The organism is Streptomyces sp. CA-135486 (assembly GCF_050936555.1).
Lineage (GTDB): Bacteria > Actinomycetota > Actinomycetes > Streptomycetales > Streptomycetaceae > Streptomyces.
The window spans coordinates 3,292,392-3,305,046 of record NZ_JBNJMM010000002.1; the positions used below are offsets into that span (position 1 = coordinate 3,292,392).

The 12,655-nt window shown below is 67.8% G+C and carries 10 protein-coding genes; 6 read left to right on the top strand and 4 right to left on the bottom strand.

Annotation, left to right across the window (positions count from 1 at the left end; genetic code table 11):
• The first annotated feature begins 152 nt into the window (after positions 1–152).
• Positions 153–1,118, top strand: a complete 966-nt coding sequence (locus ACQEVG_RS34675; RefSeq protein ID WP_432991318.1) for a LysR family transcriptional regulator — start codon at positions 153–155, stop codon at positions 1,116–1,118.
• Positions 1,119–1,185: 67 nt separating this feature from the next.
• On the opposite strand, the gene ACQEVG_RS34680 is transcribed toward ACQEVG_RS34675, so the two are convergent.
• Positions 1,186–2,379: a M6 family metalloprotease domain-containing protein gene (locus ACQEVG_RS34680; RefSeq protein WP_432991320.1), complete on the bottom strand. Its 1,194-nt coding sequence runs from the start codon at positions 2,377–2,379 to the stop codon at positions 1,186–1,188.
• Positions 2,380–2,629: 250 nt separating this feature from the next.
• Positions 2,630–3,856 (bottom strand): M6 family metalloprotease domain-containing protein, encoded by a 1,227-nt coding sequence (locus ACQEVG_RS34685; protein WP_432991322.1) that lies wholly within the window; start codon positions 3,854–3,856, stop codon positions 2,630–2,632.
• Positions 3,857–4,415: 559 nt separating this feature from the next.
• Between ACQEVG_RS34685 and ACQEVG_RS34690 the strand changes: the two genes are divergently transcribed.
• From ACQEVG_RS34690 to ACQEVG_RS34700, 3 genes are all read left to right on the top strand, one after another.
• Positions 4,416–4,973, top strand: coding sequence for an ATP-binding protein (locus ACQEVG_RS34690; RefSeq protein ID WP_432991324.1), 558 nt, complete (start codon positions 4,416–4,418; stop codon positions 4,971–4,973).
• Between the two features lie 86 nt (positions 4,974–5,059).
• On the top strand, positions 5,060–6,718 hold the full coding sequence (locus ACQEVG_RS34695; RefSeq protein WP_432991326.1) for an FAD-dependent oxidoreductase: 1,659 nt from the start codon (positions 5,060–5,062) through the stop codon (positions 6,716–6,718).
• On the top strand, positions 6,715–8,181 hold the full coding sequence (locus ACQEVG_RS34700; RefSeq protein ID WP_432991328.1) for an ATP-binding protein: 1,467 nt from the start codon (positions 6,715–6,717) through the stop codon (positions 8,179–8,181). The genes ACQEVG_RS34695 and ACQEVG_RS34700 overlap by 4 nt, the downstream gene beginning before the upstream one ends.
• A 16-nt stretch (positions 8,182–8,197) precedes the next feature.
• Here the strand turns inward: ACQEVG_RS34700 and ACQEVG_RS34705 are convergent, their stop codons facing one another.
• Entirely contained in the window at positions 8,198–9,163 is a 966-nt protein-coding gene (locus ACQEVG_RS34705; RefSeq protein ID WP_432991330.1) for a YihY/virulence factor BrkB family protein, read from the bottom strand.
• 221 nt (positions 9,164–9,384) lie between these two features.
• Here ACQEVG_RS34705 and ACQEVG_RS34710 point away from each other — a divergent pair, with 221 nt between their 5' ends.
• A complete protein-coding gene (locus tag ACQEVG_RS34710) occupies positions 9,385–10,587 on the top strand; it encodes a PP2C family protein-serine/threonine phosphatase (protein ID WP_432991332.1) in 1,203 nt (400 codons plus the stop codon).
• A 173-nt stretch (positions 10,588–10,760) separates the two neighbouring features.
• Here the strand turns inward: ACQEVG_RS34710 and ACQEVG_RS34715 are convergent, their stop codons facing one another.
• Complete coding sequence (locus ACQEVG_RS34715) at positions 10,761–11,267, bottom strand: MarR family winged helix-turn-helix transcriptional regulator (protein ID WP_432991334.1); 507 nt, start codon at positions 11,265–11,267, stop codon at positions 10,761–10,763.
• Between the two features lie 413 nt (positions 11,268–11,680).
• Between ACQEVG_RS34715 and ACQEVG_RS34720 the strand changes: the two genes are divergently transcribed.
• Entirely contained in the window at positions 11,681–12,598 is a 918-nt protein-coding gene (locus ACQEVG_RS34720; RefSeq protein WP_432991336.1) for a YihY/virulence factor BrkB family protein, read from the top strand.
• Positions 12,599–12,655 lie beyond the last annotated feature (57 nt).

Consider the following 12,655-nt stretch of genomic DNA (forward strand, 5'->3'; position numbering starts at 1 on the left):
CTCGTTGATCAAGAGGACCCTCGCTTCGGCCCGGGCGCAGGGTCCTCGCGCTCGCATCGGACGTCTCCATGAATTACATGTGACATTTCACATAAGACTGGGGGAGTCCCTCCTCTGTTCGGGAGCTCCCGCCGGTTCATAACATCCGCGCCATGGATCTCGAGGTACGGCATTTGCGAGTGATCTGCTCGATCGCGGAGGCCGGGAGTCTCACCCGCGCCGCTGCGTCGCTGCGCATGACCCAGCCAGGGCTCAGTGCCCAGCTGCGGCGCCTCGAGACCATGCTGGGCGGGGCGATCTTCGACCGCGGAAAGGCCGGGGTCGTCCCCACAACGTTCGGCGAGCTGGTGCTCACGCGAGCACGTGCCATCCTGCCGGGCATCGACGACCTGCTGGCCGACACCGCTCGCGCCGCACGCTGCCGAACGACAACCGACCGCGTCCGCCTCGGATCGGTGGGCGCCCCGTTGCTTGCCGATCTCATCGTGGTGGTAAGGGAGTTGACGCCCCGATCGGAGGTGACGGTCCGATGCCAGTACTCCCCGTCGCCGCTGCTCGACGACCTCGCGGCGGGACGCCTGGAGGCGGCGGTCCTCGGTGACAACCCCGGCCAGGAGCTCTCGCCACGCGATGAGGTCGTGCTGCGCCCACTGGCCACCGAGCCCGTCTTCGCCCTGCTCCCGTCCGCCCACCCGCTGGCAGCGCGGGAAGAGGTGGGCTTGAACCAACTCGTCGAGGAGGACTGGGCCGTGCCCCACCCCGACACCGACCGCACCCGGGAGTACTGGGCGTCCGTCTTCGCCCTGGCGGACCGTCAGCCGAAAACGCCCTACGAGGCGGAGGGACGGCAGCTGATCGAGCTCGTACGGCGGGGCCTGGCCGTCAGCCTCTGCCAGGCCACGTTCATCGCGGTGCCCGGCGTCGCGGTCCGCCCTCTCGCCGGGAATCCGATCTGGTACCGCCATGTGCTTGCCTGGCGTCGCGACGGCCCGCTCGCCGCACACGGCGACGAGATCTTCCGCAGGGTCGGCAAGGGCTATCTGGCCACCTGCGCCGCCACTCCGGCATACGCACGGTGGCGCGAACGCCATCCGCGCTCGGTGCGGCTGCTGGACTGAGCCGGATGCCGCCGCGGTGGAGGGTGACCGAAGACAGCATGGTCGCCCTCCACCGCGGCAGCACGCCCTACTGCTTGGTGATCGATATGTCGTCGTGGAGAGCGCTGCTGCGCTTGACGTCGATCCGGACTCCGGTGGTGGGATCGGTGAAGGACTGTCCAGGTCGGAACGCGGCCATGTCCAGCGGCGCGCAGCCCGACGGCGGTGTGGCCTCGGGGTTGCCGTTGACGACCTGGATCGGACCGTCGCCCGTCTGGGTGGACGAGTCGACCTTGTAGATGAGCACGCCGGTGGAACAGGCCTTGGCATCGCCGCCGACGGCCTTGCGGGACTCGGCGACGTACGCGGTGGTCTCGCCCGTGCGGATCACCGCGATCTTGGTTCCGCCGGGCTTCTCGACGGCCTTCAGGTGGACGTCGTGGCTGCCGGCCGCGGACAGGCAGTTGACCTGTTCGTCGCGGATCCAGCCGAGCTTCCAGCGCTCCCAGCCGACGTGCTGCGGCGCGGGCCCGGCGATGTTGCCCATGAGGTCCCAGCCGCGGACGTAGCGGTGGTAGTCGGTTCCGGTGAAGGCATACAGGTCGGGCAGCCCGAAGATGTGGCTGGTCTCGTGGTTGGCGACCTTGAAGCCCCAGCGCCACATGTCCTGTCCGAACGTCACCCCCCACTTGACGCGCTTTCCGTCGGCGACGATGCCGGAGGTGGCGGGGTCGTACAGGTAGGTCGGGGAGAATTTGACCGCCTGCGCGGCCTTGGTCGGGACGATGTAGACCATGTCGTACCGGGAGAAGTCGGCATGCGGATCCGCGGCCTGGACAGCCTGACGCACGTACAACTCGTGCTGTTCGAAGGTGATCCCGCGGTCGAAGCCGTAGGTGGTGGACTCCTGCGGCATCCGCAGCCAGCGGCTCAGCGGGGTGATGTCGAGCTTGACCCGCCCGTAGGAGGCCTTCTGCATCCAGTCGGCCGCCGGGGCGAGTTCCTTGTAGTAGCCGGTGGTGGAATCGGTGGCCTGGGCGTCGGGGAAGTCGACGAACAGCATGAGGACGCGCTTGGTGCCGAGGGGCTGCTGGAACTGGTTGTAGTCGGTGTTGTGGCCCTCGTCGGTCCAGCCGGTCCTGCCGGGGAGGGCGCAGTCGGCGGCGGGGGTGGTGGTCGGGACCTCGGAGACCGCACTCGCCACTGGCGTGGCTGCCGCCAGCGGGATGAGCACGGTCAGGGCGACGGCGAGCCGCCGGACCTTGCGGGTGGGTCTGTCCATTTCCTCAATTCCTTCCTTGCGGTGGCTGCCGGATGTCGGGCCCGTCCGGTCGCCCTTGCCATGTGACATTTCACAGATTGGGGACAAGGTTGAACGCGACCAGTCCTTACGGACAGCCCCCGTATCTCCATAACTTGGCGTTATGGGGTTGCTCCGCGGGGGCATGTGCGACGCACGCCAGGACGGTGTGGCCGGCGCATGCCGCGCCGGCCACACCGTCCGTTGACCAGAAACATCCCGCGCTATGCGGTCACCACTTGTAGGTCCAGACGGTGTCGTTGAACGAGTCGGAGCTGCTCACGTAGATCCTGATGCGGGCCGTGTCGTCCTGGAACGACTGGCCTGGCTTCCAGGTCTGCATGTCCAGCGTGGTGCAGTTCCCGGTGGGTGCGGCGGCGGCGGGGTTCGTCACGATCCGGATCGGCCCGTTGCCGGTGGTGATGGAGGTGTCGACCTTGTAGATGACTACGCCGGTGGCGCAGGCGTTGGAGTCGTTGTTGGCGGCCTTGCGGGACTCGGCGACGTAGGCCGTGGTGGCGCTGGTCTTGATCACCGCCAGCTTGTAGCCGTTCCCCCCGTACTCCACCCCGTTCAGGGTGGTGGCATACGTGTTTTCAGTGGACAGGCAGGAGACCTGGCTGTCAGTGATCCAGCCGAACTTCCACGCGTGCCAGCCGAAGAACTGCGGAGCCGGGCCGTCGGCCTTGCCCATGATGTCCCAACCGCCGACGTACTGGTGCAGAGTGCCGCTGAAGGCGTAGAGGTCGGGCAGGCCGAAGGTGTGGCCGGTCTCATGGACGGCGACCTTGGAGCCCCAGGTCCACAGGTCCTGACCGAAGGTCACCGTCCAGCGGATCGTCACCCAGCTGTTCGTCTGCCCGTTCCAGACCCAGGTCACGTTGTTGGGGTCCTGGATGAAGGTGGGGGAGTGACTGATCGCGGCAGCGGTGCTGGTCGGCACGATGTAGAAGGTGTCGTAATTGGCGAGGTTGACGCCGGCACTGGCGGCGCCTGTGAGCGCGTCTTTGACATAGGTCTGGTGCGTGGCCCAGGAGAAACCGCGTTGCCAGTTGTAGTCGGTGGAGTTCTTCGGCATGCGCACCCAGTTGCCGTACGGGGCCTGCAGGTCCAGCCAGGTCTTGCCGTTGGAGGCGTTCCACAGCCAGTTGGCGGCGCCGGAAATCTGGTTGTAGTAAGGGGTGAGAGGCGTGCTGGTCCCGACGGCGTCGGGGAAGTCCACGTAGATCACGCCTACGCGCTTTGTGCCGACCGGGTTCTGGAACCGGGTGTAGTCGGTTTGCTGGCCCTCATCGGTGTAGCCGGTCGTCCCCTGGAGCGCACAGGTGGAGGTGCTCCCGTTGTATGCATGGGCGGGGTTGGCGGGGACGGTGACCAGGGTAAGCAGAGCGAGCAGGGCGGAGAGGAGGATCAGGGACGCCGCGGGGAGTGGGCGCCGCGTCCTGGTCGAAGAGCGCAAGGTATGCCTCCGGGGGGAGAGTGGTCCGGGTTCGGGCACGGCAGCTGCGACCCTCCGGCAGGCGACGTGGCGGCTGCCGATGGCGGGTGGGCGGGTCGCCGACTCGGCTCGCCGTCTCTTCGCAGCTAGTGCGATGTGGCGGAGGGCAGGTCGGCAGCTCGTTCAGGGGAGCTCTCACCTGTCCCGGGGATCGCACCTGGCATCGGAGGTTCGCCCTCCGGATCATCTGGGCGATCGCGGAGCGTACCTGCCCGTCCAGACTGGGTGCCGCCTGGAATTGCCGCTGAGCAGGATCCGCTTGACTGTCGGTTCGGGGACATGGTGCGGCCCGGTCAGCGCTTCAGGCAGCTCTCGCCTGTTCATCACATGGCGTTATGAACCTGGAAACCCGCCGCCTGTAGTCAGCGCACAACGGGGCAGTGATCACCGTACGTGCGTGCCCGGCCACTGCTCGAGAGCGCCGTATGCCTACCGCACCGCGCTACCCATCGTTCCCTCCACTTAATGGGTGCGCTTACGCGTTGATCTCTTGGTCGCCGCCGACGTTCTGTGGAGACAGATGTCCAAGACATCGGGAACGCGAAAGGGCGGCAGCAGCATGACGACCAATGAAGTGGATGGCCCGCTGATCGGCCGCCTGGCCCATGTCCTGGCCCACCTCACCCGCCTGGTTCCGAGGCCCTGCCGAGGTGAGAACAGATCTCAATGGTTCGATCGCCACCCCGCCTCCGTGGCCGCCGCTCGGAGCTTCACCCGCGACACCCTGGTCGAACAGCCCCTTGAGGAATCGGAAACCGCCGAGCTGCTCGTCAGCGAACTGGTTACCAACGCTGTACGCCACGGAGCCGGCCCGATCCTGCTGAGTGTGACTGTCCGCGGCACGTCACTGCGGTGCGAAGTCACCGACGCGCATCCGGCTGTCCCCCGTCTCGAGGCGGCCGGCGCTGACGACGAATCCGGTCGAGGCTTGCAGTTGCTCCATGAGCTGTCGCACCGCTGTGGCGTCCGACCGGCTCGCCAAGGAAAGACGGTCTGGTTCGAACTGCAGGCTCCGGGCATGACCGAAGCCTCCGTCCCAGCCTCCGTCCCCGCCCTCGGCCCCTTCGCCCACGCGTAGACAGCTCCGGGTTGTCGACCAGGTCCACGGCCGCTGCTTCCGGTGCCTCATCGCGTGCGTGCTCGGTGGAGAGCAAGATGGAGGGCATGGCGAAGCCGACGATCCTGACCGTCGATGACGATCCGGGCGTGTCCCGAGCCATCGCCCGTGACCTGCGGCGCCGGTACGGCGAGCGGTATCGGGTGCTCCGCGCGCCCTCCGGTGCGGAAGCTCTGGAGGCTCTGCGGGAGGTCAAGCTGCGGGGCGAGCCGCTTGCCGTGATGATCGCCGACTACCGCATGCCGACGATGAACGGAGTGCAGTTCCTCGAGGCGGCCATGGACCTCTTCCCTCTGGCCAGGCGTGTACTCCTGACCGCCTACGCCGACACGGGCGCCGCCATCGACGCCATCAACCTCGTGGACCTCGATCACTACCTCCTCAAGCCCTGGAGTCCGCCCGAGGAGAACCTCTACCCCGTCCTGGACGGGCTGCTGGAGCTGTGGGCGGCAGCGCCCCATGAGGAAGCCGGCGAGACGCGGATCGTGGGCCACCGTTGGTCGGCACCGTCCTTCGCCGTAAGGGAGTTCCTCGCCCGCAACCTCGTCCCCTATCGCTGGCTCGCGGCCGACGAGCCAGAGGGTATGAGGCTGCTGGAAGCGGCCGGGCTCACCGCGGGCGACGTGCCGCTGGTGATCACTGCCGACGGCAAGACGATGCAGGCGCCGAGCGAACCGGAACTCGCCGCGCACGTGGGACTGACCACCACCCCCGCCGCCGCCTTCTATGACGTCGTCGTGATCGGTGCGGGCCCCGCCGGGCTCGGTGCCGCCGTCTACGCGGCTTCCGAGGGACTGCGCACTGTACTGGTGGAACGCAGCGCGACGGGTGGGCAGGCCGGCCAGAGCAGCCGGATCGAGAACTATCTCGGGTTTCCCGATGGAGTGTCGGGGGCCCAGCTGGCGGACCGCGCCCGCCGCCAGGCCATGCGCTTCGGCGCCGAGATCCTCACCGCACGTGAGGTGGTGTCCCTGGAGGCCGCGGGTGCGGGGCGCGTGCTGCGGTTCAGCGACGGGACATCGATCGGCGCCCACACCGTCGTGCTGGCCACCGGGGTCTCCTACCGGCGGCTGGACGGTCCGGGACTGGAGGAGTTCACCGGGGCGGGCGTCTACTACGGCTCCGCTTCCTTCGAGGCGGCCAGTTGCCAGGACCAGGACGTCTACATCGTGGGCGGAGCGAACTCCGCGGGCCAGGCCGCGGTGTACTTCTCCCGCTACGCGAGCCAAGTCCATCTCCTGATCAGGGGATCCGGCCTGACCCAGTCCATGTCCCACTACCTGGTGCAGCAGATCGAGGCCGTCGCCAACATCGAGATCCACGCGCACACCGAAGTCGCGGGCAGCGAGGGCGAGAGACGCCTGCAACGCCTGATCCTGCGTGACAACGGGACGGACGCCCTCACCACGGTCCCCGCGTCGCACCTGTTCGTCTTCATCGGAGCCGAACCACCCACACAATGGCTGGACGGCGTCATCTGCCGCGACGCGCGGGGATTTGTCCTGACCGGCCCCGACCTGCTGGCCGACGGGGCCCGTCCCGCCGGGTGGCCGCTGTCCCGGGATCCGTACCACCTCGAAACCAGCGTGCCCGGCGTCTTCGCCGCCGGAGACGTACGCGCCGAGTCGGTGAAACGTGTGGCCTCCGCCGTGGGGGAGGGCGCCATGGCCGTCTCCTTGGTACACCGCTACCTGGAGGCGCAATGAACGCTCAGAGCGAGCGCACCACGCTCACCGCCGCCGAGCTGCGCGGGTTGTTCCTCTTCGAATCCCTCGACAGCACGCAGCTGGACTGGCTCGCCGAGCGTGGCCGGGTCGAGAATCGGCAGGGCGGAGCTCCTGTGTACTCCGAAGGCGAGCCCGCGACCTGCTTTTTCGTACTGCTCGGTGGCACCGTGGCCGTCCTGCGCCGTCTGCACGGCGACGACATCGAGGTCAGCCGCACGGACCAGACCGGCGTCTACGCCGGCGCCACGCAGGCCTATCTCGGAGACCGGGTGGACCAGGCCTACCCCAACACGCTGCGAGCCATCACCGACGTCGAACTGTTCGTCCTGCCCGCGGACGAGTTCGCCCAGGCCATCCGCACTTGGTTCCCCATGGCCCTGCACCTGCTCGAGGGCCTCTTCTTCGGCACCCGCGCCACCAACACCATCCTCGCCGAACGCGAGCGTCTGGTTGCGCTCGGCTCCCTGGCCGCGGGCCTCACCCATGAACTCAACAACCCCGCGGCAGCGGCCGTGCGCGCCACCGACTCCTTGCGCAGCCGGGTGACAGGAATGCGCCACAAGCTCGCCCTCCTCGCCGACGGCCGCCTCGACGGCAGCCAACTGCACCAACTGGTCGCCATGCAGGACGCGGCCATCACACGCGCCACCGCGGACCGTACGCTCTCGGCCATCGAGGCATCCGACGCCGAGGACGAACTCGCCGACTGGCTCGAGGACCACGGCATCCGCCAGGGCTGGGACATCGCGCCCACGCTCGTCGCCGGCGGCATCGACGCGACATGGCTGTCCGACGCCACTGCCGCGGTGGGGGAGGAGCACCGGGAAGCGGCAGTGCGCTGGCTCGCCTACACCATCGACACCGAGCTGCTGATGGGCGAGATCGAGGACGCGGTCACCCGAATCTCGGGCCTCGTCGACGCGGCACGCCAGTACTCGCAGCTCGACCGCGCCGCCCAGCAGCCGGTCGACGTCCACGAACTCCTCGACGCCACGCTGGTGATGCTGCAGGCCAAGATCCCGTCCGGTGTGAATGTGGTGAAGGACTACGACCGCGGCGTGCCGCCGATCCCGGCGTACGGCGCCGAGCTCAACCAGGTGTGGACGAATCTCATCGACAACGCGCTCGGAGCGATGGACGGAACCGGAACCCTCACCCTCGCGTCCCGGCGCGAGGGTGACAGCATCGTTGTCGAGGTGCGCGACACCGGACGCGGCATCCCGCCCGAAATCCGCCCGCGGATCTTTGAACCGTTCTTCACCACCAAACCGGTCGGCGAGGGAACCGGCCTGGGGCTCGACATCTCCTACCGGATCGTGGTCAACAAGCACCACGGCGACATCAGAGCGCACTCACGGCCCGGTGACACGAGGTTCGAGGTCTGCCTGCCCATCACACCACCGCTCGAGGAGCAGGACGCGCCCGTCGAGCGCGGTCAGTAACAGACACGACGGTTTGTCAGGAGCCTGGCCCGGGGTCCGGATGAACCGGATCGGTGATGCCCGCTCGCGCGGCCTCGAGCTGAGCGGCGAACGCCACGCCGAGCAACAGCGCGATGCCGGTGAGGTTCGCCCAGAGGAGCATCGCGACGAAGGCTGTCAGGGGACCGTAGACGGCTCCGAACGACCCACTGCGCTCCACGTAGAAGGCCAGCAGCCACGTCGCCGCGATCCAGAGAGCCAAATGTGCCGCTGAGCCGAACGCGAGCCATGTGTATCCCGGTTGGGTGCGCCGCGGCGCCCAGCGGAAGATCACGGCCGAAGCGATCCATGCCATGGCGACGCCGATGGGTATCTGCACCCAGTGCCACCATCCCGGCAGCCCGGAAGAGGTGCCGAACGATTCGACGACTGCCTCGGCGACCGTGTCGCCGGCCACCAGCACGAGGAAGCCGATTGCCATGGGCGCCCCGGCCGCGACCGAAAGGAGCAGGCTCCTGCCGTACTTGTGGCCAAAGGGGCGGTCGCGCTCGATTCCGTAAATGCGATTGGTGCCGCGCTCGATCTGCGCCATGGCCGACACCATGCTGACCACGGCGAAACCGAGGCCCACCCACATGGCGACCGCGCCCGCGGCATCCGTGTCCGCGCTGCGGCGCCCCTTCGCGAGAGCATCCTCGATCAGGCCGGAACTGGCACCGGGTGCGACACGCGTCAGGGTGAGCTCGACGACCCGGCCGACGCTCTCGGTGTGGAGAGTTGTCGCGACACCGACCAGAGCGATGGTGAAGGGCACCATCGCGAGAGCGACCTGGAATGCCAGTGCACGGGAATGGCTGAAACCGTCGGCGTACCGGAAGCGGAGGAAGGCGTCGACGAGGAGCTTCCGCCCGCCGTACCGCCTGAGCGCCGCCCACGCCTCGTCCGCCGAGAGCTCCTCGCCCACCATGTCCCGTGTCTGCGGAACATGCACTGCCGTACCCATTACCCGCCCGCCCTCGTCTCTGCTGACCGGTCGTCGGCGCAGGTCGCGCCCCCACGAGGAAGACAGCCGATTATCGTTGCCGTGTGGCAAATGTTGTCTCGGGTTCGTAGTATGGCCAGTGTAAATCGTGCCTCGCCCCGGCGTACGCTGGCGTCGACGGGCGCGCGCGTGGCCCGGCATGCAGGGCCGCGTGTTCCTGGCACATAGAGAAGCAGGATGACGTGGACAAATCCGCCGCTGTTGAGCGGGCTCTGCGCAGCGCTGCGCCGCACACCCTGCTGAGTGTGGTGACCGGCGCGCTCACGGAGCAGTACGGTGCCGAACGTGTCGAGCTCCGGTTGGCCGACTACGGTATGCGCTCGTTGCAGGCCGTGGAGAATGCTCGGTATGCGACGGAGCCCGTGCTGATCCACGGCAGTCCGCAGGGACGTGCTTTCGGCTCCCAGGAGCCGTGCGTGACGAAGGATGCCGGCGCGGTCGATGTCCATCTGCCCGTCACCGTCCGCGGGGACCGCACGGGCATCCTGACGGTGAGAATGCCGGAGGGGGCCTACTCGGGGTCGGTGCTGCCGGAGTTGCAGCACGTCTGCGAGGCGCTCGGCCACGAGATCCTGGTCGCCGAGCGCGACACGGACCTGTACGTCCTCGCGCGCCGCGCCGCACGGCTGACGCTGGCGGCGGAGATGCAGTGGCAACTGCTTCCCGGCCGATCCTGCGCCCGCGCGGAATTCGCTCTCGGTGCACACCTCGAGCCCGCCTACGCGATCTTCGGCGACAACTACGACTGGTCCGCCTCGGCCGACCAGCTGACTCTGACGGTCACCAACGGAATGGGGGAGGGGATCGAGGCCGCCCTGCTGACGAATCTCGCGGTCAACGCGCTGCGCAACGCCCGCCGTGCCGGTCTTGACCTCGCCGGACAGGCGGCTCTGGCGGATCAGGCCGTATATGCGCAATACCGCGGCAATGCGTACGTCTCCGTGCTGTTGCTGCGCATCGACCTCGGCACGGGCGATGTGGAAGCGGTGGATGCCGGTTCGCCCCGCATGTGGCGGTTGCGTGAGCGCTCGGTCGAGTCGATCCCCTTCGAGGCTCAGCTGCCGTTGGGGATGTTCGAGGACTCGGTCTATGTTCCCCAGCGTTTCACGGTGCAGCCCGGCGACCGTCTGCTGTTCGGGAGCGACGGTGTGTACGAAGCGTCATCCCCCGAGGGGGGACGCTACGGCGAGAGGGCGCTGGCCCGGTCTCTCCTGAGTACGAGGCTGCTGCCGCCGGCTCAGGTGCCGGGTGCTGTGCTGCGTGAGCTCGCCGGGTATCACGGGGAAACCCCTCTGGACGATGACGCATTGGTCGTCTGCCTCGACTGGAGGGGGCGCGAGGAAGGCGGCGACGGTGGTGGTGCACCAGACGCACCTGCGAACTGATCCGCGCCGGTCGTCAGCTATCGCCCACAGTTGCCGTTGGGTAACTGTATCCTTGAGACAACACCCTCGGGCTCGGGCCCGAGGGGGCCGATCGTGCTGTTCGGTATGACGAAGCGAGAACGAGAAGTGGGGCAGTGGCCAATCGACTGGGCTGTTGTCGTCGAGCGCGGGGGTCAGGCGGATCGGGCGCCTTTGGCCGACGGTCTTCGTCCTGGGACACTGCCTGCTTCGTCGAGTGCGTCCTTGAAACTCGTAAGCCCCTTCAGCAGCGCCTTGCGTGCCGACGGCGTCATCGTGGCGATCACCGACAGCAATGCCTCCTGTCGCTGGGCCCTCAGGTTGCGCAGGTACGCCTTTCCTCGACTGGTCAGATGCAGTTCCAGTTCCCGTCGGCTGACCGGGCTCGGGAGCCGCTGGACGAACCCGAGAGCCTCCAGCCGATCGCACAGGCGACTCACCGATGGCGGAGCGGAACCCAGCGCCTCGCCCAGAGTGCGGAGGTTGATTCCCCCGTAGCGGTCAAGGCTGTACAGGACACGAAGCTGGGACGCCGACACGGGGGCCGGGGAAACCATGTCTTTGCCGCGCTCCCACAACACCTCCAGGAGCTCGATGAGCTCGCGGGCCGCCTGAGCGGTCTCCTGCGGCCAGCTCTCAGAGGAAGCGGGCTTCGCGTCCATATCTAGTGACACTCCGAATCAGACGTCCTTGGCCGTTGGAGCCGGCCCCGCGTCGCGCTCCTGTTCTCCGCATCTCTCCGGAAGGCGGCGTTGGTTCGGTGGAGCGACGCGTGCTGGTGGAAAGCTTTTTGCGGGGAGCACCGGCGGTGGCTGTGGATTCGAGCCCGTGGGCCAGAATCTACTCCGCACAACAACCATATCTTTCCACCGGCGACGGGCCCACGGTGACGGCCTGCCTCCCTGTGTCGGTTCGAGGCGACCAGTGTGCGTTCTCGTGGTCACGATCTCCACGGGTACTTCACACCTGCCCATGCCTTCGGTCGGCACCTGTTCGACCGGTCGGCCCGGTGGCGGATGAAGGCTCGTGCCGTGGGGGTAACAGGGCGGAGTGACCCTCTGCCGCAGGAGACATCATGCACAGCGATCAGGCCGCGCACCCCGGAGCGCGAGAGAGCACAGGCGCAGCCGCCCAGGGCCTGCCTCCGTTGTCCGACGTGCTGAGCGCATTGCGCCGCACCCCTGTGTCGATCTGGACCGATGACGTCACCGACTGGGCGGCGGCTCTGACGTACTACGCGGTCCTCGCCCTCTTCCCGACCCTTCTCGTCACGCTGTCCTTCATTGGAATCGCCGACGCTTCGCAGACCGAGGCGCTCATCGAACGGGTGGCCGCAGTTGTCCCCGCGACATCCCGGTCGACCCTGGAGAACGCCCTGCAGGACATGGCAGGCCGCCAATCGGCTGCCTGGCTTCTCGCTGCCGCGGGCACCGGCGGCGCACTGTGGTCCGCATCCAGCTACCTTGCGGTGTTCCGCCGGGCGCTGCACTCGATGCACGGGGTGGAGGACCGTGGTGCCGTGTGGCGAACCGCCCCGCGCGTTGTCCTGACCGCTTGTCTGCTACTGGGTGTTCTTGTCTCCAGCGCGCTCGTGCTCATGCTCAGCGGTCAGCTGGCGGAAAGCCTCGGTCAGGCGCTGGGGTTGGGCGGCGTGGCAGCGGCTACCTGGGACGTCATGAAGTGGCCGCTTCTGTTCTGCCTGGTCGCCACGATGGTCCTGGTGCTGTTCCGCTCGGGACCCGCCCAGACCCGAGGAGTGCGGCGCAGGGCTCTCGGGGGTGCCCTCGCCGGTGTTCTCTGGCTCGCGTGCTCCGCGGGATTCGCCCTCTACACGTCCAGCGTCGAAACCTACGACCGCCTTTACGGACCTCTCGCCGGGTTCATCGTGTTCCTGGTCTGGCTGTGGGTGTCGAACCTCGCGCTGCTGACCGGCGCGCAATTCAACGCCGAACTGGCGAAGCTCAATTGCATCCCCGGCGATGAGGACGGGTGAGCAGGGCTTTCAGGCGCCACCTCTTGCTCGCTTTCCTCCGGGAGTCACGCCGGGGTA